Genomic DNA, 20,256 nt, shown 5'->3' with positions numbered 1-20,256 from the left:
GACCACCCGGTTTTACAGCGCCCAGGGTTGGGCGCGGCGTCGGACCGGAGGTTCCGCGTTGGCCATGGCCTCGAGATCCTCGAGGAATCTGTCGATGCTGTCGGCCGCCACGTGGGTGGCGCCGATCTCGTAGCGGACCTTGTCCTCGGTGCTGTCCATGACCGTGGTGATGAGCTCTTCCTTCAGATCGCGGATGAGCTGGGTGCGCATCTGCGCGATCTGGTCCCGGCCCTGGCTGCGGACCCGGGCGACCTCGGCATCGGCGAATTCGCGCATCTTGGCGATGATGCGTTCGGCGTCGGCCCGCGCATCCTCGCGGATGTGCTCGAGTTCGGCCTGGGCGTCGGTGACCGCATTGTCATAGGCCCGTTTGGCCTCGACGAGGCGGTCCGCCGCTTGCTCGTTCTCGTCGATCTGTTTCTGAATATTGTTCTGTGCCTTGGCCATCAGCCGTCCCACCGGCGGTGCCACCCATTTGACGATGACGAAGATGATCACGGCGAAACCGAAGAGCTGGCTGAAGAAGATCGGCCAGTCGAAGGTGATGTGGAAAATGCCCGAGTCCTCGGACCCGGCTGCGCGGATGGCCCCTTCGGCAAGGATGCCGCTGTTGAGGTTCATTGGCTACGCTCGTTCTGAGTGATGGCCGGCGCTGGTGCCGGCGTGCCGATCCTTGATGCCGAGCACACGATCGGCCAATGTCTCGGCGAGCGGTTCGACAGCCTCACGCAACTCCGCGGCCACTTGGTCCGCCTGGGCCCGCAGTTCCGTCGCGGATTCCGCGACGATCCTGTCGGCCTCGTTCTGCGCCTCGCTTCGCAACTGCTCGAGGATAACTCGGCCCTCGTGCCTTGCCTGGTTCCTGATCTCGACCGCTTCACTGCGCGCCTGCGCGACGGCCGCCTGATATTTCGCTTCGGCGTCGGCGAACAAGGCTTTGGCTTCCTTGTTGTCGACCGCGGTCTCCGCGACTCTCGCCTCGCGTTCCGCCAATACTTTGCGTATCGGCGGAACGACGAACAGCCACATGACCCCGAGCACGATCAGGAAGATCAACAGCTCGGCGAAGAATGTGCCGTTGGGAATGAGGAAGTTCCCCTCGGCAACAACATCCGTTCGCGGAGTCATACTGAATTACTTACCTGGAGTAGCGAATACGAAAAGCGCCATGAACGCTAGATTGATGAAGTACGCCGCCTCGACCAGACCGACGGTCAGGAAGAAGTTACCGCGGAGGCGACCCTCGGCTTCCGGCTGACGGGCAACGCCGTTGATCAACGCGGCGCCGGCGAGTCCGTCACCGATTCCCGCGCCGATGGCGCCACCGCCCATAATGATGCCGCCGCCGATGAGCGCGCCCTGGACGATGGCCGCCGTGGTTGCGTCTGCCATTTTTCACTTCCTGTTCTTTACTGAGCTCGATCGGCGGCGCCGATCTGTTGTTGTTTCGAGCGACCCGAAAGCGGTCGCCGGGGCTAGTGTTCGTGCTCCAGCGACATCGACTGGCTGAAGTAGAGAACGGTCAACAGCGAGAAGATAAATGCCTGGATGGCTCCGACGAAGAGATCGAAGAGTTTCCAGATGGCATTCGGCCCCCAGCTGATCCAGAACGGGAACAGTGCGATCACCGAGACCATCACACCACCCGCGAACATGTTGCCGAACAATCGGAGCGACAGCGAGAGCGGTTTGGCGACTTCCTCGATGACATTGATGAAAACCATCGGACCCCAGCCGGTGTGGCCCTTCAGCAACTGCTTGGCATGTCCACCGGGACCGCGCCTGTATATGCCCGCGCCCTGATACATGATGAAGACGAACAGGGCCAGCGCATAGACGAAATTGACATCCGATGCGGGCGGTGCGATCAATTCGCCGTGGCCGTACTGCACCGGCAGCACGGACAGCCAGTTGGACAACAGGATGTAGATGAACAGCGTGACGGCCAGTGGCAGCGCGAACGGCGCGACCTTCATGCCGATGGCGCTTTCCACCTGGTTGCGCATCTGGACCGTCACGGTCTCGAAGAACAGCTGCACGCCGTTGGGCACGCCCGAAGTCAGCTTCGCCCGCAGGTAGAACGCCAAACCGAGCACGATCGCCGCCGCGATGGCGGTCGAGATGATCGTGTCGACATTGAAGTCCATACCCCACAGATGCGCGACCGCGTGTTCGCCGACCTTGATTTTCGGCTCTTCGGCGGGCGCTTCCTCGGCGAGGACCGGGAGCGCCGATCGGGCGATGAAGGCGAGTTGGTTCGTCATGATTGCTGGCGAAGCTCCTTCACTTCAGGCACGACGGTGACCAACACCAGAATCACTTGAAAGGCGGCCAAGCCGAAGAAGATTCCGATGCCATGCGGTCTTGCCAGGAAACCCACTGCGAGTGAACCGCCGGTTATCGCGATCAGCCGAGTCGCCGAGGATAGGTACAAGCCCTGTTTCCTCGGTTTCTCGGCATCGGCGACTCGATTGACCGTCAATCGGGTCAGTTGTGCATTCACCCAACCGAGCCCGAGTCCGATGCAGATGAACAGGCCGAGCAGCAGTCGGTCGAGCGGTCCCGTCGCTGCCAGGGTCAGCACGCCGACGCCGATTGCGAAGACAGTCGCACGGCGCATTCGGAGGGCATTGACATCCATTGCGACACCGCCTTCGCCGGTCATCCCACGCCGTAGTGGGGTCTTAATTGATGGATAGCATACACATTAACAACCCTTTTGGAAGGCAACGTTTTTGATCTTTCTCCGGCGAGATTTCGAACGATGTCCGTTGGGCGACAGTGTCACACGGGAGACCGCAAGATCAACTAGCGATCTTGGTCGGCATCGCGATAAATCGGACAAACCGGTCACCGTACCGCTTTTCCGCTATTCCTCGGCGTATTCAATCGTCGTGCCTAATTTCGGTCATGTTTTTGTAAAGAGATTCCAAAGCAGCGGCAGATATGCGGAGCTGGAGTCGGCTCGCGGCACTGAATCGCGCGATCGCCGCGATATCCCGATACCGCATCCGGGTGCTGCCTTGCGATAGCTGGCGCGCTGCCGCTCGGGCCGCGATGTGCCGGTGCCGTGATCATCGAACAGTTGATCCACCTGTGGATTCGGGCGTGCCGACCCAAGCGGTGAGTGCTTCGGTCAAGCCCCCGACGGTGGGTTCGCCGGTAGCCCAAGCGACGTAGCCGTCGGGGCGCAGCAAGACGGCGGCGGGGGCTTGGATCGCACCGGAACCGGGAATGGTCCAATGCTCGGCGCGGCCGACGGCGCTGATGATCGCGACCCGGTCGTGCCATTCCGGGATCGCCGGGACGTCGTTCCCGTTGAGCACCAGCAGGACTGGGTGGCTCGCGCGCAGCAGCTCGTGCACCCGGGTGTCGCCCTCCGCGGTGGTGAGGTCGGCATCCGGGACGCGATGGCCGATGAGCGGGTGCTCGCCCTTGATGTCGTAGCGGATATCGAGTGCGGTGATCATCAGGCCGAGGCGGTGGCGCACCTGGTCCATATCGATCAGATCGCTCATGATGTCGCGCAGTGCGTCGGTGTGCGGGCCGGGCCGCCCGAGTGCGGTCTGTGCGCGGGTGTTGTGCAGGACGCGGGCGGCGATGGGGTGGCGCTCGGACTCGTAAGTGTCGAGGAGTTCGTCGGATGCGTTGCCGCGCAAGGTGGCGGCGAGCTTCCAGCCGAGATTCACCGCATCCTGTAGGCCCAGGTTCTGGCCCTGACCGCCCGCGGGGTAGTGGATATGCGCGGCATCCCCGGCCAGGAAGACGCGGCCCACCCGGTAGCGATGGGCCTGGCGGGCGGCGTCACCGTAGTGCGAGATCCAGCGCGGGCTGTGCATGCCGAAGTCGGTGCCCGCGATCTCGATGAAGCTGGCGCGGAAGTCCTCGAAGCTCAGTTCGGTGCCGCGCTCCAGGATCTGGTCGTGGCGTTGGACGACGAGTCGGTACCAGCCGGGCTCGAACTGGACCGCGGAGAAGTCGCCCGCACCGGCGCGGTGTCCGAAGAAGGGCTGTGCGGGCGGGTCGGCCAGTTCGACATCGGCGAGCATGCCTGTCACCGTCGCGTCGGTGCCGACATAGTCGATACCCGCCAGCTTGCGCACCGCACTGCGGCCACCGTCGCAGCCGACCAGGTAGGCCGCGCGAATCCGGCGGGGATTCGGACCGCCGATTTCCACCGCCACCCCTGTCTCGTCCTGATCGAAGCCGACAACCGGCGAACCCCACCGCACGATCGCACCGAGTTCGGTTGCGTGCCGGTCGAGTTCGCGTTCGATCACCGACTGCAGCACGGCGAGGGTGAAGGGATAGCGGGTATTGAAGTCGGCGAAATCCAGGGGTAGGCCGCCGAAATGCCCGGCCTGCATGACGCGGCCGAGTGGGAGCAGATCGTCGAGCAGGCCGCGCTGATCGAGGATCTCCATGGTGCGGGCGTGGATGCCACCCGCCCGTGATTCGCCGGTGCGCGCCGGAAGTCCGTCGACGAGCGCGACGTCCACACCGGCCAGGCGCAGTTCGTAGGCCAGCATCAGCCCGGTCGGTCCGGCGCCCGCGATCACCACATCGGTCGTTTCCACGGCGGTCTCCTTAACGTTGTTAAGTGATTTAACGTTGTTAAGGAGACCAGAACATTGTTAAGGTGTCAAGGGGGCGGAGAACGCGAGGTGACAGTGAAGATCGATGCGAAGGTGCTCGCCGAGGCAGCGTTGGGTTTGCTCGACGAGGTCGGTCTCGATGGGCTGACCATGCGGAAGGTGGCCGCGGCCCTGGATGTGCAGGCGCCCGCGCTGTATTGGCATGTCAAGAACAAGCGCGAACTGCTGGACGCGATGGCCAGGCGGATATTCGTCTCCGCTGTCGACGGGGTCGAGGCGCCGCGGCAGGGGGAGGACTGGCAGGACTGGGTGGTGGCGTTGGCCGGGCGGTTGCGCCGGTCGATGCTGCGCTATCGGGACGGAGCGAAGGTGCTGGCCGGAACCTATGTCAGCGACGAGGCCATGTGGCGCACCGTGGAACTGACCTTGCGCACACTCGAGGACGCGGGTTTCCAGGTGGTCGATGCCGAGCGGGTGTTTCCGATCCTGCTGCACTACACGGTCGGGTTCGTTATAGAGGAACAGGCACAATCCGGCGCGGAGTACGCCGACGGCAACCCCTACGATCGCGTGCGGCTGGCGCAGGCCGTCGATGCCGACCGTTACCCGCGGACCGCCCGCATGGTGGCCGATCTCTTCGACGCCGATACCGATATGGAATTCGATCGCGGACTGCGGGTCATCCTGGCCGGAATCCTCGCCACCCGAACGGCGTCGTCGTAGTCGCTCAGCGGCCGAAGCGCGCCAGGCCGTCGGCGAGGGTGCTGATGTTCAGTGCGTCGAGTACCTGTTGCCGGACGTCCGGACATTCCATGGTGGTGATGCGATCGATGGCGTCAGCTCGTAGACGACGTAGGCAGTGCGCACCACCGGCTGGGCCACATTGCGCACCCGGATTCCGCCCGGTGTGGTGCCGCGTTCGGTGCCCGCGTGTGCGTGCCCGTGGATCGCGAGGTCGGCGTGCTGGTCGTCGATGGTTTCGCCGAGTAGATAGGAACCGAGGAACGGGTAGATCTCGCGCGGCTCGCCGTGCAGGGTGTCGCTGATCGGGGAGTAGTGAGTCAGCGCGATGGTGATATCGGTGTGCAGGCCCGCCAGTGCCTCGCGCAGCATCTCCGCGAGGTCGACGGTGTGCGATGCGAATTCACGCATGACGCGTTCGCCGAAGACGCTCGCGCATTTGCCCGCGAAGCCACCGCCGAAGCCCTTCGTCCCCGCGATGCCCAGGGTGTGTCCGTCGACCGCGAATTCTGTCGCGGTGCCTTCCAAGACCGTGATGCCGTGATCGGTGAGCTCGGCGGTGATCTCGTCCTGCGCATCGCTGTGGTGGTCGTGATTGCCGAGCACCGCGACGACCGGGATACCGAGATCGGCGAATTCCGCCGCGACGACGCGACCTTCCTCGACCGTGCCGTGCCTGGTGAGATCACCGGCCAGCAGCAGCACATCGGCGCGGTCGGGCAGTTGCGCGAGTGCCGGACGGAATTCGCCGCCCGACTCGGCGCCCAGATGGACGTCACCGATTGCCGCGATCCGCATGTGCCCCACTCCTTTCCGGGCTCAGTCCGCCAGCGCCTCGGCGGCCCCCGGCGCACAAGGCGGCGTGACGTGCACGTCGTTGTGGATGCGGGCGCGCGGGAGCTGTTCGCGCACTACCTTTTCCATTTGCAGCTTGCGTTCGACACTGCTCACCTCGCCACCGAGGACGACGACATCGCCGCGGATCGTGACCTGCACACCGAGTTCCGCGGTGCGCGGATCCTCGGCCAGCGCTCGGCGCAGGTGCGCGACCAGATACTGCGGTCGATCCATTTACACCACCCGCTTCGGCTCGATTATTCCGAGATCGTCCAGCAGGCCGAGGAAGGCCCGCGCATAGGGCGAAACATCGGTGTCGTTGCGCACCCGCTCCCACTCCACTTGTTCGCGCAGGTCGCGTGCGATCGTCAGCAGCGGGCTCAGGTCCAGTCGGTGTGCGTCGAAGACCAGTAATTTGTCGATCATCAGATCGGTCGCGCTGATTACCGGTGCCACCGTCGGGCCGACGCGCATCATGTCGGCGCGATCGAGTAGTTCGTCGGTGACGGCACGGTTGTTCGGCCGGTAGATCAGGTCGATGAGGACGCCGCCGTCATAGACCTTGGTCAGCCAGTCTTCGGGCGGATCAGCGATCCGCAGTCCACCGCGGACCAGCGCGCTGCGGGCCTGTGCCAGGTCGGCGGGTTTGATCAGGATGTCGACATCGTGCTCCGTGGTGGGTCCGCCGCGTGCGTACACCGCGCAGCCACCCGCGACCGCGAAGCGGATACCGGCATCCGCCAGCGTATTCACCGCGCGGGTGAGCGCGTGGAGTAGTTGGTCGATCGTGGGGACCATATGTACGCGATACCCGCGGTTCGTTCGGTTAATCGCCGCCGCGGTTGCGCGGTCAGTGTTTGCGGGCGATACCGCCGACCATCAGGCGTTCGATGACGGTCGGTTTGTCGCGCACGATGCGGTTCGGGCGCCATTGCGGCAGGTAGGCGAGGCCGGGTTGACCAAGTCGAGGCCGCGGAACAGGTCGCGTATCGCGTTGTCGGTGCGGAAGCGGCCGGTGCCGAGGTAGTCGATCGGGGCCGAGATCAGCGTCGATATGCTGGCCGGGTGAAGGTGGTTCCTGGCACGTTGGTGACCGTCGCCGATGATCTGGACGCGGTGACGACGGTCGGGCACGAGGACGATCCGGCGGCTGCCGGGTTGACGGAGGGGGACGTCGCGGCGCTGTGGGCGTCGGTACAGGCCTGGTACCGGATGGGGACGACACCTGCGATTCAGACCTGTCTGCGGCGCGACGGAAAGATCGTGCTGAACCGGGCGATCGGACACGGCTGGGGCAATGCGCCGAGCGACGGTCCGGATGCGGAGAAGGTGCTCGCGACGCCGGAGACGCTGTTCTGCGGGTTCTCCACGGCCAAGGGGGTATCCGCGACGCTGATGTTCATGCTGATCGAACAGGGGGCGTTCGAGCTGAATGATCCGGTGTGCAAATACATTCCGGAGTTCGCGGCGCACGGCAAGGATGCGATCACCATCGGCGATGTGCTGTCGCATTCGGCGGGCGTGCCATTCATTACGCCGCCGTACAAGGGCGTCGAGTTGGTGCTCGACGAGGAGTTGGCCGTGCAGGGGCTGGCCGATCTGGTGCCGAGTTGGCGGCCGGGTCGGTTCCGGGTCTACCACGCGTTGACCAGCGGTTTGATCCAACGGCTGCTGGTGCAGCGGGCGACCGGGAAGCGGATGCGCGAGCATCTCGCCGAACAGGTACTCGAACCGTTGGGCTTCCGCTGGAACAACTTCGGGGTTCGGCCGGAGGATGTCGACCAGGTCGTACCCAGCGTGAAGACCGGCCCGCCACCGTCGCGAATGTCGATGCTCTTGACGCGCAAGGCACTCGGCGGCCGGATGGACGGCGCGACCGCCCGGTCCGCGAATCGGGATTTCCTGACCGCTGAACTGCCGTCGGGCAATATCGTCACCACCGCCTACGAATTATCTCGCTTCTATGAGATCCTCACCCGCGGTGGCGAACTCGACGGCGTCCGGATCATCGAGCCCGACACGCTCCGCCAAGCGATCCGTCCCGCACGCCGCATCCCCGGCCTGGCCGGACGGGTAAGCCGCGCGGGCTTCGAACTCGGCGCTCGTCGCTCGAAGTTCGGGCGAAACACCCAGTCCCACTTCGGCCGCAGTGGCCTGACAACCCAATACGGCTGGGCGGACCCCACCCGCGGACTCGCCGGCGCGATCCTCACCAGCGGTAAGGCCACCACCGATAGCCAACGCCCCTGGTCCCTGGTCGCCCAGATCTCCAACACCATCGGCCAACTCGCGCCCGCCGATCGGCGGTTCGACACCGACTGATTCAGCCCTCGCAGCGTCGAGCTCTTCGATATCGAATCCTGTTGCAAGGTGTGCGGCACACCCTGATTGCCTGCCCGTTCGCTGGGTATCACCGGTCTGACCAGCCCGGATATCAACAGGAGATCCTCATGAAACAACAGGTTGGCGACTACGTCCTGCAACGATTGCGGGAGTGGGGCGTAAACCAAGTCTTCGGATACCCCGGCGACGGCATCAACGGTCTGGTCGCCGCCTTCGGTCGCGCGCGGAACAAACCGCAATTCGTGCAGGCCAGGCACGAGGAAATGGCGGCCTTCCAAGCCACCGGCTTCGCCAAATTCAGCGGTAGGGTCGGCGTCTGCACCGCCACCTCGGGGCCCGGCGCGATCCATCTGCTCAACGGTCTCTACGACGCCAAACTCGACCATGTCCCGGTCGTCGCGATCGTCGGTCAGACCGCGCGCAGCGCCATGGGCGGCAGCTATCAGCAGGAAGTCGATCTGCAGAGCCTGTTCAAGGATGTCGCCAGCGATTATCTGGTCGAGGTCAATGTCTCGAGCCAACTGCCCAACGCGCTGGATCGGGCGTTCCGTACCGCGATGACCCGGCATGCGCCCACCGCGGTGATCATTCCCGCCGATCTGCAGGAGGAGCCCTACGAGCCGCCCGAACACGAGTACAAACAGGTGCCGTCCAGCCCACCGCATCCGGTGACCACGACCGTGATCGCGCCGTACACCGAGATCGAACGCGCGGCCGAGATCATCGACGCCGGCTCGAAGGTCGCGGTGCTGGTCGGTCAGGGTGCCCGCGCGGCCGCGCGCGAGGTGGTGGAACTCGCCGAAATCGCCGGTGCGGGCGTGGCGAAGGCGCTGCTCGGCAAGGATGTGCTGCCGGACGATCTGCCCTTCGTCACCGGGTCGATCGGGCTGCTCGGCAGCAGGCCGAGCTATGAGATGATGCGCGACTGCGACACCCTGGTCATCGTCGGATCGAACTTCCCGTACACCCAGTTCATGCCGGAATTCGGTCAGGCGCGCGCCGTGCAGATCGATATCGACGGCACCATGATCGGCATGCGCTATCCGACCGAGGTGAATCTGGTCGGTGACGCGAAAGCCACACTGGCCGAACTCGTTCCGCTGTTGCGCCGCAAGGGGGATCGATCCTGGCGGGCGCGGATCGAGCAGAATGTGGCCCGCTGGTGGGAGACGGTCGAGCGGCAATCGATGTTGCAGGCCAAGCCGGTCAACCCGATGCGCGTGGTTTGGGAGCTGTCGCAACAGCTTCCGGACAATGCGATCGTCACCGCGGACTCCGGCTCATCCACCAACTGGTACGCACGCTGCCTGCGCTTCCATCTCGGTGTGCGCGGCTCGCTGTCGGGCACCCTGGCTACCATGGGACCCGGTGTGCCCTATGCCATCGGCGCCAAGTTCGCGCATCCGGAGCGACCGGTGATCGCGCTGGTCGGCGACGGTGCCATGCAGATGAACGGACTGGCCGAACTGCTCACCATCGCACGCTACTACCGGCAGTGGAGTGATCCCCGGCTGGTCGTCTGTGTCTTCCACAACAACGATCTCAACCAGGTCACCTGGGAGTTGCGCGCCATGGGCGGCGCACCGAAATTCGAAGAGTCGCAGATACTTCCGGAGACCTCCTACGCGGATCTCGCGCGCTGTATGGGCCTGCCGTCGGTCGCGATCGATGATCCGGAGCAGCTCGCCGACGCATGGAGCCAGGCGCTGAGCGCGGATCGTCCGGTGCTGCTCGACGTGCGTTGCGATCCCGAGGTACCACCGATTCCACCGCATGCGACCTTCGAACAGATGAAGGACACCGCGGAGGCGATCATGCGCGGCGATCCGGACGGCTGGCACCTGATGCTGCAGGGCGCCAAGACCAAGGCCCAGGAATTCGTGCCGCATCGACCACTTAAAACCTGGGCCGACCCGAGCTAGCCTCGGCATATGTGCCGAAATATCACTGCTCTGCGTGGGCTGGAGCCCGCGGCCACCCCGGAAGAAGTGCATGCGGCGGCGTTGCAGTACGTCCGCAAGGTCGGTGGGCTGTCCAGTATTTCCGCGGCGACGCGCCCTGCGGTCGATGCCGCCGTCGCCGATATCGCGGCCGCGACCATGCGGTTGCTCGAACAATTGCCCGAGCGCAAGGTGCCGCCGAAGGCCGTGCCGCCGCTGCGGCGGCCCGAGGTGCAGGCGCGCATCCACGCGCATTCGCACGACTGACGACGCTGCTGTGGGCAGATCTGCTGTGGGCAGCGTGGTGAGATTTTTTCGGTAGGTGCCGGGCACGGTGGAGTCATGGCTCACGATGACAAGACACCGATGTTCAGTTGGCGCGCCAGAGAGCAGCTGCTCAGTAGGCGGATTCTGGTGCTGGACGGTCCGCTCGACGACGATAACGGCACACTGCTGATGACACAGCTGCTCACCTCGGCGGCCGAGGATGCCGATGCCGGAATCTCATTGTGGATCCATTCCCCCGGTGGTTCGGTTCCGGCAATGCTCGCCATTCGCGATGTGATGCGACTGGTGCCATGCGAGGTATCCACCTTGGCACTCGGATTGGCTTGCAGCGCAGGGCAATTCCTGCTGTCCGCGGGTACGCCGGGGCGGCGGTTCGCCTTGCCGCACGCCAGGGTGCTGATGCATCAGGGCTCGGCCGGAATCGGCGGCAGTGCCGTCGATGTCGAGGTGCAGGCCGATGACCTGCGCTACACCGTGGAGACGGTGCTCGGCATTATCGCGGGGGATACCGGCCAGCCGTACGACCGCATCTACGAGGATTCGCTGCACGACCGCTGGTTCAGCGCGACGCAGGCCAAGGAGTACGGCTTCATCGACCACATTGTCGACTCGTTCGGGCAGATCGTGCCCCAGCGCCAGCGGATCGGAATTTCGGCATGACCTACACCATTCCCAATGTGATCGCCCAGCATCCGCGCGGCGGTGAGCGGATCACCGATATCTACTCGCATCTGCTCGCCGAGCGGATCGTCTACCTCGGCACTCCGATCGATTCCGGTGTCGCCAATGCGCTCATCGCACAGCTGTTGCACCTGGAGTCGGAGAGTCCGGAGCAGGAGATCAGCCTGTACATCAACTGCGAGGGCGGCGACCTGTCCGCCATGCTCGCGGTGTACGACACCATGCAATTCATCAAGGCGCCGGTGGCGACCACCTGTGTCGGCCAGGCCATCGCGGTCGGCGCGGTGCTGCTGGCCGGTGGCGCACCCGGTCGCCGCTCGCTGCTGCCGCACGCCAGGGTCGTCCTGCATCAACCCGCCGCCCGCGGTCAGGGCGCGATTCCCGACCTGATCCTGCAGGCCGACGAACTGGTGCGTATGCGCGCCGAAATCGAGTCCATCCTGTCGCGGCACACCGGGCAACCGGTCGAGCGGTTGCGCCACGACACCGACCGCGACCGTGTCTTCACCGCACCGGCTGCCGTCGACTACGGCCTGGTCGACAACGTGCTGGGCGCGCGCGTGGTCTGATCAGGTACGGCTCAGGCCGCGAGCGCCATGAGGGTGGGCGTGGCACCCGCCCGCGGCGCGGACTGCCGAGCGAAGGTGAGCCGATGATGGGCGCGCAATTCGTCGGCCACCTGCTCGGTGAGACCGAACAGGGTGGTGCCGAGCGCACCGGCCAGTGCCGCGATCATCTCGCTCGACGGTTCCTTGCGACCGCGCTCCACCTCGGACAGGTACTGCGGCGAAATACCAGCTCGGCCAGCGGTTTCCACGAGCGTCTCGCATTGTTCCCGCCGCAGCGTGCGCAACCGTTCGCCGAGCACCTCACGCCACAGCGGTTCCTCGGTGTGCCGAGGTCGGTCGTCGCGTCCGCCCTGAATCGAGTGCAGCTCGGTCATGGGAAGAGCCTACGGCGGGGCCACCGATCCGACCGGGCATTACGCTGTGGGCGGACAAACGACGAAGGCCCCATGTCCCAACGGACACAGGGCCTTTCGCATCGAGTCGAGATCAGGGCAGCGGAATCCACTGACCGAAGAACCAGAATCCGTGGCCCTGCTGATCCTGGCGCGGCTGGTCTTGACGCTGATCCCCCCGCTGCTGATCGTGGCCCTGCTGTTGCTGTTCGATGCCCGGACGCTGATCCTGGCCCGGATCAGCGCTCGCCACACCCGCACCGACGCCGAGCAGGCCGACCAGCACACCGCCCGCGATCGCACCCTTCGCCAGCTTCGACTTGATCTTCATCCACGTTCCTCCTGTTGTCGGTCTCGGTCCGAGACCGTCGACCCGACCGATCCGGACCGACAAGACAATCTTGGAATCGCAATATTTGCGCACCCTAGCCCGTGGCTGTGAGTTAGCTGGGACCGCTGACCGAATCCAGGGGCCCGCGCCGAAGGCCGCCGCCGTGCTCACGACCACCCGGCCTTCTTCCTCGATGCGGTAGTGCAGCCGACTCGGCGCTCGACTCTCACCGGTCATCGGCTCATGGTGTACAGCGGTTGCGCACTCGATTGCCCGGAGTACGCTCATTAATGAGTCCACTCAGTTGTGAGTTGGAGGCCATTGCTGACCGAGTCGCCCGAATCGAGAGTTGTGGGACGTCGCGTCCGGAATATGCGCGATAAGCAGTCGCGCATATTCGAGGCCGCTGCCTCGCTGTTCGCCGAACGCGGCTTCGAGAGCGTCACCACGCAGGAGATTTCCGACCGCGCGGATATCGCGGCGGGGACGCTGTTCCGGTACGCGTCGTCGAAGGGCGAGCTGCTGCTGATGGTCTACAACGCGGACTTTCGTTCGGCGCTGGAGCGCGGCGACCGGGAATCGCGTTCGCACAGCAATCCGGTCACGGCGGTGCTGAGCATGGTGCGGCCGACCGTCGAGGCCGCCGAACGACATCGCGAGAACGTGGCGGCCTACCAGCGCGAGCTCATGGTCGGGCCGGCGACCGAAAAGTACCGTGCGGAGGGGCTCGCCCTGGTCGAACGGCTCGAGGCGATGATCGCCGACCGGCTCGTCGCGGCCGCGAACGAATGCGGCCTGAAGTCGAAACCGCTGGACAAACCGGCCCTGCTGGCTGGGCGCAGCGTCTTCGCGGCGCTGCATCTGATCCTGGCCCGGCCCTCGACCGGCGCGCATCCCGGTCGCGATGCCGTAGCAGACCTGCATGATCAGATCGCGCAAATCGTGGGCGGATTCTTCGCCGCCCTCGACGACACCGATGACATCCCGGGGCGGACCGTGCCCCGTAGAGGAAGGAGATAGCAATGGCCATCCGCAAGGTGACCGTCCTCGGCACCGGGGTACTGGGATCGCAGATCGCATTCCAGACCGCATTCCACGGATTCGATGTCACCGCCTATGACATCAGCGACGAGGCCATCGCCGGTGCCCGCGACCGTTTGGCCAAGCTCGCGGCAACCTATCGCGACGAAGTCGCCGGCGCGGGTGACGACAAGGCCGAGCAGACCCGGGCTGGCATTGTCCTGACCACCGATCTGGCCGCGGCCGTGCAGGATGCCGACCTCGTGATCGAGGCGGTGCCGGAGGTGCTCACCATCAAGGAGCAGACCTACCGGCAGCTGGGCAAACTCGCGCCGGAGCAGACGATCTTCGCCACCAATTCGTCCACCCTGCTGCCCAGCGATATGAAGGACTACACCGGCCGCCCCGACAAGTTCCTCGCACTGCATTTCGCGAATCGGGTGTGGCGGTACAACACCGCCGAGGTGATGGGTACACCCGAGACCGATCCGGAGGTCTTTCGGGCGGTTGTCGAGTTCGCTGCCGCCATCGGTATGGAGCCGATCGAACTGCACAGGGAAAAGGCGGGCTACGTCCTCAATTCGCTGCTCGTGCCGTTGCTCAATGCGGCCATGGCCCTCGGCGCGGGCGGATTCGCCGAACCGGAGGCGGTGGACAAGACCTGGCGGATCGGCACGGGCGCACCGGTCGGACCGTTCCAGATGCTCGACATCATCGGTCTGACCACTCCCTACAACATCCTGGTCAATAGCGACGATGAGGACGCACAGCGGCTCGCGGCCTGGCTCAAGACCAGCTACATCGACAAGGGCAAGCTCGGTGTCGCCACCGGCGAGGGTTTCTACAGGTACTCCGCTTAGCTCACACTCCGCCAACCCGCCGTGCGACAACACTATTCGGGTGCGGGTTCGGGTGATTCGGGGGGCGGTGCGGTGCGGACATCTATTTGTTCGCCGACGTAGCGCGCTACCACGCCCGCCGCGATCGCCACAATGCACAGCGACCATTTGGCCAGCCACATGAATCCGGCGCCGATCGCGTCACCGCGGTCGCGGGTCGGTGGGCGGATCTTCGCGGTGCCGTCCTGCTCACTCACGCCGTCAGTCTGGCACGGGAGACGGCCGCCCGCTGAAAGCCAGGACCGGTGCCGAGTGGCGAATTAGACTCGACTCGGTGGGGCAGGACGATGGCTGATGCGAAGCGGCTCACCGTAATCGGTGGTGCCGTGGTGGCGGCCGTGCTGGTCGCCATCGTGGCATTCGTGGTCGCGAGCGGCAGTGACTCGGGCAGCGTCGCGGCTTCGACCGAGCGCCCGGACGATACGACGCCGGTGGCCGCGGTGTGGGCGGTGCCGAAAGTCTTTCTGGGCGAATGGCAGGGCGTCGCGACCGACGGCGTCGCCGCACACGACATCGTGCTCACCATCAGATCCGGTAAGAATGCCGAGGAGGTCGCCACCTCGTCGGATACCGATCAGAGCTCCGGCAATCGCTGTGACCGCATCGGACGGCTGATCAGCGGTACCGAGACCGAACTCGTATTCGCCGCGCGCGTGGCCGCCGGGGTCGGATGCGAAGAAGGTATGTCCTCGACGGTCGAGTTGCGGCCGGATGGCACCATCACCTACCGGGCGGGGCGGGGTGGTGCCATCACCGGCACGCTGCACAGGAGTTAGCGGCTCAGTATCTTTTCCGCTTCGTTCATCTTTTCCGCTTCGTTCGAGACCTTTTCCGCGAACCAGGTCCGGTAGAAGGTGCCCGCCAGACCGGCGCAGACGCCGAGGATCGCGACGCCGAACGGGAACGGATAATTCGCCATCTGCAGCGCGAGGAAACGCACGCACAACAGCACCCCGGCGAAGGTCGCGATGCCGAAGGCCACGACCTGAACGCGGCCACGGTCCCAACCGCGGTCCGGATCGCGCAGGACGGATTCGACGGTCAGGCACAGTGCCGCGCCCGCGACGAGGTCGACGCCGTAGTGGGCGCCGAGACCGAGCGTCGCGACCAGGGTGCACAACAGCCAGCACACCCCACCCCAGCGCAACCAGAGCGGCCCGCGCCGGGAGTGGATGAACAGCGACAGCGCCCACGCCGTATGCAGCGACGGCATGCAGTTCCGTGGTGTAATGCCGTCGAAAGGCATCGAATCGACCGAGAACGGCAGTGCCGGAACGATATTCGGCCAGACATCGGCGAGTTCGAACCCCTGCCCCTCCGGGCCGAACGCGAGCACCGGCCCGACCACCGGGAAGACCACATAGAACAGCGGGCCGACTACACCGAGCGTCAGGAAGGTGCGCACCAGATAGTGCCGCGGCCACACCCCCGCGGTCACGCCGCGCAGCTGCCATGCCGCGACCACAATGGCCGCGACCGGGAGTTCGAAATACACCCAACGCACCACACCCAACGGCACCGGTCCGGCCGCGTCGAGTGCCTGTCCGACGAGCCACGACGGATTGCCGAGCGCGTGATCGGCCAGTTCCGCATACGGATCGAGCACCGTCGGGCAAGCCCATGCGGTGATGTCAAGCCAGATCTCGCCGACCTTTGTCGCCAGAATCAGCAGCGCGCCGAGAGCGATTGTCCGCAGCGCGGTTTCGCGCCGCGCACCGGTCCAGCGCACGGCGGCGATCACCGCCAGCGCGGTGAGCACAATGGTCGGACCGTTCCCGACCGTGAACGCCCGCCCCTCGATCGCCCGAATGATCACGAAGACCAGATCGATGCCGACCGCGGCCGCCAGCGCGCGCACCCGCACATGCCACGAGACGCCGATCAGCGCGAGCAGAAACCCGGCCCACGGCGTCGTCGCCGACTTGGGCCGCCCGACGTAATCCCAAGAAAGGCTCGTCAGCGGCCCGAGCGCGTTGATATGCATTGCCATCAACTGCCCCGCGATCAAGACCACAACCGCGCCGACGACACTGCCCAAGATCAACCGAGATCGCTCCGGACGCGCAGTCCTCACTTCCCCCGGGGGTGCGGCCGATCTTTCCTGCGCGTCCTGAATCAACATCCCGACATCGTAAACAGGATGTGAACACCATCGTGCGCCCCGATTAACACAGCCTGGGAACTCGCTGCGTCCTTGCTCGGAGCGACCGCATCCTGGCTTCCGATCGGGTCTAGGGCAGGGGCGCGGACCAGCGCAGCACCGTGCCGCCGTCCGGTCCCCTCGCAATGCGGAAACTGCCGCCCGCCTGTTCGGCGCGCGCCGCCAGATTCGACAATCCGCTCAGTCGCGCGACATCGTCGGGTAGGCCGATGCCGTCGTCGGTTACTTCGATAGTGACGTCGTCACGCACCCGGAGATGGACCGATACCGTGGTGGCGTGCGCGTGTCGCACGGCGTTGCTGACTGCTTCGCGCAGGACCGCTTCGACATCCTCCGACAGCGGCGGCGCCAGTACCGAGACCGGCCCCGCCAGCCGAATCGTGGTGCGCAGCCCGCTTTCTCCGATCATGTCGGCGATGATCCCGTGCAACCGCTTGCGCAGCGTCGGGGCATCCGCGGTGGTGGTGCTGTGCAGATCGAAGATCGAATGCCGGATTTCCTGCACGATCGACTGGATGTCCTGAATGGTCTCGGTGAGCCGGGATTTCACCTCGGGGACGCGGGCGCGCTGGGCGGTGCTCTGCAGCGAGAGGCCGACTGCGAACAAGCGCTGGATGACATGGTCGTGCAGGTCGCGCGCGATCCGATCGCGGTCGGAGAGCACATCGAGTTCGCGCATCCGTCGCTGGGTGGTCGCCTGCTGCAAGGCCAGCGCGGCCTGATCGGAGAAGGCGGCCATCATCGACTGCCCGGCCTCGTCCAACGGCTGCGCACCCGCCGGTTGTACGGTGGCGAGCACGCCGATGACCGAATCCTCGGCCCGCAGCGGCAGGATCAGCGCCGGTCCGAACTTCGATGACACATCGAAGATCGGCGTGAAGTTCATTTCGTCGACCGCGACGACCCGGCCGTGTCGGAACGCTGCACCGGAATTGGATTCGCCCATCGGAATGCGCTCGCCGATGAGTTCGTCGGCGCCGACACCAGCGGCGGCGACCACTACCAGTTCCGCAACATCTTCGGCGGGGATATCGGGGTCCTCGGGCAGGGCGAGGAAGGTGCACGCCGAGTGTGTGAGCGTCAAGGCCCGGTCGGCGACCAGTTCGAGTGCGGTGCCCGGTTCACCGCCCGCGAGCAGTTCGGTGGCCACATCGCGATTGGCCTCCAGCCATTGCTGGCGGATCCGGGACTGCTCGTAGAGGCGGGCATTGGCGATCGCGATACCCGCCGCGGCGGCCAGCGCCTGCACCACGACCTCGTCGTCCTCGGTGAATTCCTGACCACCGGCCTTCTCGGTCAGGTACAGGTTGCCGAAGATCTCGTCGCGCACCTTCACCGGCACGCCGAGGAAGCTGTGCATCGGCGGGTGGTGGGCCGGGAAGCCGACCGATGATGGATGCTTCGAAAGATCGGGCAGCCTAATGGGTTTCGGTTGTTCGAAGAGCAGGCCGAGGACACCGTGACCGCGCGGCAGATCGCCGATCATGACCCGGGTCCGGTCGTCGATGCCTTCGTAGACGAATTCGGCGAGTCGGATGCTCGTCTTATCGGTTTCGCGCACGCCGAGCGCACCGTATTCGGCATCGACCAACTCGATGGCGGTGTGCACGATCGAGCGCAGAGTGTTGTCCAGGTCCAGTCCGGCGGTGACGACCAGCATGGCCTCGATCAGGCGGTCCATCTGGTCGCGGACGCCGGCTATCTGGGCGATCCGGTCCTGGACTTCGCCGAGCAATTCACGAAGTCGCAGTTGAGACAATGTTTCCGTCACCGGAGACTGGCCGGACCCGGTGGACATGCCTTCCATGGTCGTATCTTCGCATGAGCAGGTGTACCGATGCGCGGTGCTGGGTACCCCTTAGTCCTGTTTCGTCGGCGGTTTGAGTTTCGAGGCCAGCACCGCAGCCTGGGTGCGGCGTTCGACCCCGAGTTTGGTCAGCAGCCGCGAGACGTAGTTCTTCACGGTTTTCTCCGCGAGGAACATCCGGCCGGCGATCTGTCGGTTCGTCAGCCCCTCACCGAGCAGACCGAGCAGGGTCCGTTCTTGTTCGCTGAGACTGGCCAGTGGCCCGGTCTTCGCCTCGGCCTCCTCGCGCAATTTCGCCATGAGGGCCGCGGCCGCGCGATTATCGAGCAGCGACTTGCCCGCGCCGACTTCGCGAATCGCCTCGATCAGCTCGATCGTGTCGATGTCCTTGACCACGTAGCCGCTGGCCCCGGCCAGGATGGCATCGAGCATGGCCTGCTCGTCGGTGAACGAGGTGAGTATCAGACACCGCAGCTCGGGATGCTGATCCAGCAGTTCACGGCACAGCTCGATGCCATTGCCGTCGGGCAGCCGCACATCCAGAACCACGACGTCCGGGCGTAGCGCGGGAATTCGCGCCAAGGCCTGCGACACCGTGCCCGCCTCACCGACGACCTCGAGATCGGACTCGGTATCGATCAGATCCTTCACGCCGCGACGCACGATCTGATGGTCGTCGACCAGGAAAACACTTGTCATCGCAAATACCTCCCAGCAGGGTCCCTTCAGCCTAGTCACCTGTCGGCGCCGCGTCGGGTCGATTGCCGATCGGTGCCGAAGGTCAGGTGTGACAGTGACTTTCGGCCCTCCCGTCGTCGATGTGGCGGATGTTGCCATCGAGTCCCGAGGGTCGGAACCCAGCACAATCGAATAGTGAGGTCGTCATGAGTGCGTCAGGGAAGTGGTCCACCCCGGCCTTCCCCGACATCGTCGTGTTTCCGTGTGGACCGATCGAGGAGTTGGAACTCGAGCGCGTGGCCGGGGCGGTCGGGCGACTGCTCACCCGGAGTGGGGTCGGGGGAGGGGCCAGGGTGCGAGTCGTCGGCGCGAATTGCCGGAGTGGAATACAGCTGGTGCAGGTGAATCTGTGCGTGGACGGTATTCCGGCGCGCGTGCAGACGGTCACGCCGGTGCCGGGCATGGTGCTGCCGGTCGTGCTGCGGCTCGAGCGGCTGATCGAGCGGTTGACCACGAAGCAACGGGTGGCGCTGGAGTTGGAGCCGATGCGGCAACTGCTCGCGGCATCCGGCCAGGGCACGATCACCCGCCGCAAGAATTACTCGCTGCTGGTCGGCCCACCCGATGTGGCGGCCGCGATGCTGGACGCGATGGATTATGACGCGCACCTGTTCATCGACGCCGAAACCGGTGCCGACGCGATCGTCTACCGCGCCGATCCCGCGGGCTTCGGGCTGCTGCGTGCGCTCGACCCGCCGGCCGAACCGAGGCCGATTCCGGAGTTGTCCGAGACCGCGGCCGTGGATCGGCTGTGCACCGTCGGCCTGCCCTATCTGTTCTTCATCGACCCCGCCAGCCACCGCGGGCACCTGCTGTACCGCCGTTACGACACCGACCTCGGGCTGATCACCCCCCGGCTGGCCAGCTGAAGGTCGCGTTCAACAGCGCTGGGACCAATGTCCCCGGATCTAGGG

At 65.3% G+C, this 20,256-nt stretch carries 25 protein-coding genes; 10 read left to right on the top strand and 15 right to left on the bottom strand.

What is annotated here, in order from left to right; genetic code table 11:
• Nucleotides 1-12 precede the first annotated feature (12 nt).
• From AB0L58_RS25810 to AB0L58_RS25785, 6 genes are all read right to left on the bottom strand, one after another.
• Nucleotides 13-621 (bottom strand): hypothetical protein, encoded by a 609-nt coding sequence (locus tag AB0L58_RS25810; RefSeq protein WP_364390264.1) that lies wholly within the window; start codon nucleotides 619-621, stop codon nucleotides 13-15.
• Nucleotides 622-624: 3 nt separating this feature from the next.
• Complete coding sequence (locus AB0L58_RS25805) at nucleotides 625-1,128, bottom strand: F0F1 ATP synthase subunit B (RefSeq protein WP_364390263.1); 504 nt, start codon at nucleotides 1,126-1,128, stop codon at nucleotides 625-627.
• A 6-nt stretch (nucleotides 1,129-1,134) separates the two neighbouring features.
• Nucleotides 1,135-1,392 (bottom strand): F0F1 ATP synthase subunit C, encoded by a 258-nt coding sequence (locus tag AB0L58_RS25800; protein ID WP_040687366.1) that lies wholly within the window; start codon nucleotides 1,390-1,392, stop codon nucleotides 1,135-1,137.
• An 83-nt stretch (nucleotides 1,393-1,475) separates the two neighbouring features.
• The gene (atpB, locus tag AB0L58_RS25795) at nucleotides 1,476-2,147 is read right to left on the bottom strand and encodes a F0F1 ATP synthase subunit A (RefSeq protein ID WP_364390468.1); all 672 of its coding nucleotides are present in this window, start codon (nucleotides 2,145-2,147) and stop codon (nucleotides 1,476-1,478) included.
• Between the two features lie 113 nt (nucleotides 2,148-2,260).
• Complete coding sequence (locus AB0L58_RS25790) at nucleotides 2,261-2,641, bottom strand: hypothetical protein (protein WP_364390262.1); 381 nt, start codon at nucleotides 2,639-2,641, stop codon at nucleotides 2,261-2,263.
• 433 nt (nucleotides 2,642-3,074) lie between these two features.
• Nucleotides 3,075-4,529, bottom strand: a complete 1,455-nt coding sequence (locus AB0L58_RS25785; protein WP_364390466.1) for an FAD-dependent monooxygenase — start codon at nucleotides 4,527-4,529, stop codon at nucleotides 3,075-3,077.
• A gap of 135 nt (nucleotides 4,530-4,664) precedes the next feature.
• Here AB0L58_RS25785 and AB0L58_RS25780 point away from each other — a divergent pair, with 135 nt between their 5' ends.
• A complete protein-coding gene (locus AB0L58_RS25780) occupies nucleotides 4,665-5,318 on the top strand; it encodes a TetR/AcrR family transcriptional regulator C-terminal domain-containing protein (RefSeq protein ID WP_364390261.1) in 654 nt (217 codons plus the stop codon).
• 48 nt (nucleotides 5,319-5,366) lie between these two features.
• Here the strand turns inward: AB0L58_RS25780 and AB0L58_RS25775 are convergent, their stop codons facing one another.
• Genes AB0L58_RS25775 through AB0L58_RS25765 form a run of 3 tightly spaced genes read right to left on the bottom strand, consistent with a single transcriptional unit; the run spans nucleotide 5,367 to nucleotide 6,971 of the window.
• Nucleotides 5,367-6,134 (bottom strand): metallophosphoesterase, encoded by a 768-nt coding sequence (locus AB0L58_RS25775; protein WP_364390260.1) that lies wholly within the window; start codon nucleotides 6,132-6,134, stop codon nucleotides 5,367-5,369.
• A 21-nt stretch (nucleotides 6,135-6,155) separates the two neighbouring features.
• Complete coding sequence (locus tag AB0L58_RS25770) at nucleotides 6,156-6,407, bottom strand: BON domain-containing protein (protein ID WP_364390258.1); 252 nt, start codon at nucleotides 6,405-6,407, stop codon at nucleotides 6,156-6,158.
• Nucleotides 6,408-6,971 (bottom strand): nucleotidyltransferase family protein, encoded by a 564-nt coding sequence (locus AB0L58_RS25765; protein ID WP_364390256.1) that lies wholly within the window; start codon nucleotides 6,969-6,971, stop codon nucleotides 6,408-6,410.
• 267 nt (nucleotides 6,972-7,238) lie between these two features.
• Here AB0L58_RS25765 and AB0L58_RS25760 point away from each other — a divergent pair, with 267 nt between their 5' ends.
• From AB0L58_RS25760 to AB0L58_RS25740, 5 genes are all read left to right on the top strand, one after another.
• Nucleotides 7,239-8,495 (top strand): serine hydrolase domain-containing protein, encoded by a 1,257-nt coding sequence (locus tag AB0L58_RS25760; RefSeq protein WP_364390255.1) that lies wholly within the window; start codon nucleotides 7,239-7,241, stop codon nucleotides 8,493-8,495.
• Nucleotides 8,496-8,623: 128 nt separating this feature from the next.
• Entirely contained in the window at nucleotides 8,624-10,438 is a 1,815-nt protein-coding gene (locus AB0L58_RS25755) for a thiamine pyrophosphate-requiring protein (RefSeq protein WP_364390253.1), read from the top strand.
• Nucleotides 10,439-10,447: 9 nt separating this feature from the next.
• Nucleotides 10,448-10,723, top strand: a complete 276-nt coding sequence (locus AB0L58_RS25750; protein WP_364390252.1) for a DUF2277 domain-containing protein — start codon at nucleotides 10,448-10,450, stop codon at nucleotides 10,721-10,723.
• A gap of 75 nt (nucleotides 10,724-10,798) precedes the next feature.
• Nucleotides 10,799-11,404 carry an ATP-dependent Clp protease proteolytic subunit gene (locus tag AB0L58_RS25745; RefSeq protein WP_364390251.1) on the top strand — a complete coding sequence of 202 codons (606 nt, stop codon included), beginning with the start codon at nucleotides 10,799-10,801 and terminating at the stop codon, nucleotides 11,402-11,404.
• Nucleotides 11,401-11,994, top strand: coding sequence for an ATP-dependent Clp protease proteolytic subunit (locus AB0L58_RS25740; protein WP_364390250.1), 594 nt, complete (start codon nucleotides 11,401-11,403; stop codon nucleotides 11,992-11,994). The genes AB0L58_RS25745 and AB0L58_RS25740 overlap by 4 nt, the downstream gene beginning before the upstream one ends.
• An 11-nt stretch (nucleotides 11,995-12,005) precedes the next feature.
• On the opposite strand, the gene AB0L58_RS25735 is transcribed toward AB0L58_RS25740, so the two are convergent.
• Complete coding sequence (locus AB0L58_RS25735) at nucleotides 12,006-12,368, bottom strand: helix-turn-helix transcriptional regulator (RefSeq protein ID WP_364390249.1); 363 nt, start codon at nucleotides 12,366-12,368, stop codon at nucleotides 12,006-12,008.
• Nucleotides 12,369-12,480: 112 nt separating this feature from the next.
• Complete coding sequence (locus AB0L58_RS25730; RefSeq protein ID WP_364390248.1) at nucleotides 12,481-12,717, bottom strand: hypothetical protein; 237 nt, start codon at nucleotides 12,715-12,717, stop codon at nucleotides 12,481-12,483.
• A gap of 372 nt (nucleotides 12,718-13,089) precedes the next feature.
• Between AB0L58_RS25730 and AB0L58_RS25725 the strand changes: the two genes are divergently transcribed.
• On the top strand, nucleotides 13,090-13,737 hold the full coding sequence (locus AB0L58_RS25725; protein WP_364390246.1) for a helix-turn-helix domain-containing protein: 648 nt from the start codon (nucleotides 13,090-13,092) through the stop codon (nucleotides 13,735-13,737).
• Nucleotides 13,734-14,597: a 3-hydroxyacyl-CoA dehydrogenase gene (locus AB0L58_RS25720; RefSeq protein WP_364390463.1), complete on the top strand. Its 864-nt coding sequence runs from the start codon at nucleotides 13,734-13,736 to the stop codon at nucleotides 14,595-14,597. The genes AB0L58_RS25725 and AB0L58_RS25720 overlap by 4 nt, the downstream gene beginning before the upstream one ends.
• A gap of 32 nt (nucleotides 14,598-14,629) precedes the next feature.
• Here the strand turns inward: AB0L58_RS25720 and AB0L58_RS25715 are convergent, their stop codons facing one another.
• Nucleotides 14,630-14,833 carry a hypothetical protein gene (locus AB0L58_RS25715; RefSeq protein ID WP_364390245.1) on the bottom strand — a complete coding sequence of 68 codons (204 nt, stop codon included), beginning with the start codon at nucleotides 14,831-14,833 and terminating at the stop codon, nucleotides 14,630-14,632.
• Between the two features lie 90 nt (nucleotides 14,834-14,923).
• Here AB0L58_RS25715 and AB0L58_RS25710 point away from each other — a divergent pair, with 90 nt between their 5' ends.
• Nucleotides 14,924-15,412, top strand: a complete 489-nt coding sequence (locus AB0L58_RS25710; protein ID WP_364390243.1) for a hypothetical protein — start codon at nucleotides 14,924-14,926, stop codon at nucleotides 15,410-15,412.
• Here AB0L58_RS25710 and AB0L58_RS25705 read toward each other — a convergent pair.
• The 3 genes from AB0L58_RS25705 to AB0L58_RS25695 all read right to left on the bottom strand — a co-directional run bounded on the left by AB0L58_RS25705 (nucleotide 15,409) and on the right by AB0L58_RS25695 (nucleotide 19,303).
• Entirely contained in the window at nucleotides 15,409-16,758 is a 1,350-nt protein-coding gene (locus tag AB0L58_RS25705) for a DUF5933 domain-containing protein (protein WP_364390241.1), read from the bottom strand. The two genes, AB0L58_RS25710 and AB0L58_RS25705, sit on opposite strands and share 4 nt — an antisense overlap.
• Nucleotides 16,759-16,867: 109 nt before the next feature.
• On the bottom strand, nucleotides 16,868-18,604 hold the full coding sequence (locus AB0L58_RS25700; RefSeq protein WP_364390239.1) for a GAF domain-containing sensor histidine kinase: 1,737 nt from the start codon (nucleotides 18,602-18,604) through the stop codon (nucleotides 16,868-16,870).
• A gap of 51 nt (nucleotides 18,605-18,655) precedes the next feature.
• Complete coding sequence (locus AB0L58_RS25695; RefSeq protein ID WP_364390237.1) at nucleotides 18,656-19,303, bottom strand: response regulator transcription factor; 648 nt, start codon at nucleotides 19,301-19,303, stop codon at nucleotides 18,656-18,658.
• A 185-nt stretch (nucleotides 19,304-19,488) separates the two neighbouring features.
• Here AB0L58_RS25695 and AB0L58_RS25690 point away from each other — a divergent pair, with 185 nt between their 5' ends.
• Nucleotides 19,489-20,211, top strand: a complete 723-nt coding sequence (locus AB0L58_RS25690; protein WP_364390236.1) for a sigma 54 modulation/S30EA ribosomal C-terminal domain-containing protein — start codon at nucleotides 19,489-19,491, stop codon at nucleotides 20,209-20,211.
• The last annotated feature ends 45 nt before the right edge of the window (nucleotides 20,212-20,256 follow it).

The sequence above is a fragment of the Nocardia sp. NPDC052112 genome (assembly GCF_040680135.1).
GTDB lineage: Bacteria > Actinomycetota > Actinomycetes > Mycobacteriales > Mycobacteriaceae > Nocardia.
Note: the sequence above shows the minus strand (reverse complement) of the source record. Positions and strands in the feature narration are given on the sequence as shown.

Excerpts from the sequence above, each read along its gene's own strand:
- AB0L58_RS25805 (WP_364390263.1), bottom strand. The coding sequence starts at position 1,128 with ATGACTCCGCGAACGGATGTTGTTGCCGAGGGGAACTTCCTCATTCCC.
- AB0L58_RS25810 (WP_364390264.1), bottom strand. The coding sequence starts at position 621 with ATGAACCTCAACAGCGGCATCCTTGCCGAAGGGGCCATCCGCGCAGCC.
- AB0L58_RS25730 (WP_364390248.1), bottom strand. The coding sequence starts at position 12,717 with ATGAAGATCAAGTCGAAGCTGGCGAAGGGTGCGATCGCGGGCGGTGTG.
- AB0L58_RS25690 (WP_364390236.1), top strand. The coding sequence starts at position 19,489 with ATGAGTGCGTCAGGGAAGTGGTCCACCCCGGCCTTCCCCGACATCGTC.
- AB0L58_RS25745 (WP_364390251.1), top strand. The coding sequence starts at position 10,799 with ATGGCTCACGATGACAAGACACCGATGTTCAGTTGGCGCGCCAGAGAG.
- AB0L58_RS25775 (WP_364390260.1), bottom strand. The coding sequence starts at position 6,134 with ATGCGGATCGCGGCAATCGGTGACGTCCATCTGGGCGCCGAGTCGGGC.
- AB0L58_RS25695 (WP_364390237.1), bottom strand. The coding sequence starts at position 19,303 with ATGACAAGTGTTTTCCTGGTCGACGACCATCAGATCGTGCGTCGCGGC.
- AB0L58_RS25750 (WP_364390252.1), top strand. The coding sequence starts at position 10,448 with ATGTGCCGAAATATCACTGCTCTGCGTGGGCTGGAGCCCGCGGCCACC.
- AB0L58_RS25770 (WP_364390258.1), bottom strand. The coding sequence starts at position 6,407 with ATGGATCGACCGCAGTATCTGGTCGCGCACCTGCGCCGAGCGCTGGCC.
- atpB (WP_364390468.1), bottom strand. The coding sequence starts at position 2,147 with ATGGACTTCAATGTCGACACGATCATCTCGACCGCCATCGCGGCGGCG.
- AB0L58_RS25710 (WP_364390243.1), top strand. The coding sequence starts at position 14,924 with ATGGCTGATGCGAAGCGGCTCACCGTAATCGGTGGTGCCGTGGTGGCG.
- AB0L58_RS25800 (WP_040687366.1), bottom strand. The coding sequence starts at position 1,392 with ATGGCAGACGCAACCACGGCGGCCATCGTCCAGGGCGCGCTCATCGGC.
- AB0L58_RS25700 (WP_364390239.1), bottom strand. The coding sequence starts at position 18,604 with ATGGAAGGCATGTCCACCGGGTCCGGCCAGTCTCCGGTGACGGAAACA.
- AB0L58_RS25725 (WP_364390246.1), top strand. The coding sequence starts at position 13,090 with ATGCGCGATAAGCAGTCGCGCATATTCGAGGCCGCTGCCTCGCTGTTC.
- AB0L58_RS25785 (WP_364390466.1), bottom strand. The coding sequence starts at position 4,529 with ATGCTGGCCTACGAACTGCGCCTGGCCGGTGTGGACGTCGCGCTCGTC.
- AB0L58_RS25735 (WP_364390249.1), bottom strand. The coding sequence starts at position 12,368 with ATGACCGAGCTGCACTCGATTCAGGGCGGACGCGACGACCGACCTCGG.
- AB0L58_RS25755 (WP_364390253.1), top strand. The coding sequence starts at position 8,624 with ATGAAACAACAGGTTGGCGACTACGTCCTGCAACGATTGCGGGAGTGG.
- AB0L58_RS25740 (WP_364390250.1), top strand. The coding sequence starts at position 11,401 with ATGACCTACACCATTCCCAATGTGATCGCCCAGCATCCGCGCGGCGGT.
- AB0L58_RS25705 (WP_364390241.1), bottom strand. The coding sequence starts at position 16,758 with ATGTTGATTCAGGACGCGCAGGAAAGATCGGCCGCACCCCCGGGGGAA.
- AB0L58_RS25790 (WP_364390262.1), bottom strand. The coding sequence starts at position 2,641 with ATGGATGTCAATGCCCTCCGAATGCGCCGTGCGACTGTCTTCGCAATC.
- AB0L58_RS25765 (WP_364390256.1), bottom strand. The coding sequence starts at position 6,971 with ATGGTCCCCACGATCGACCAACTACTCCACGCGCTCACCCGCGCGGTG.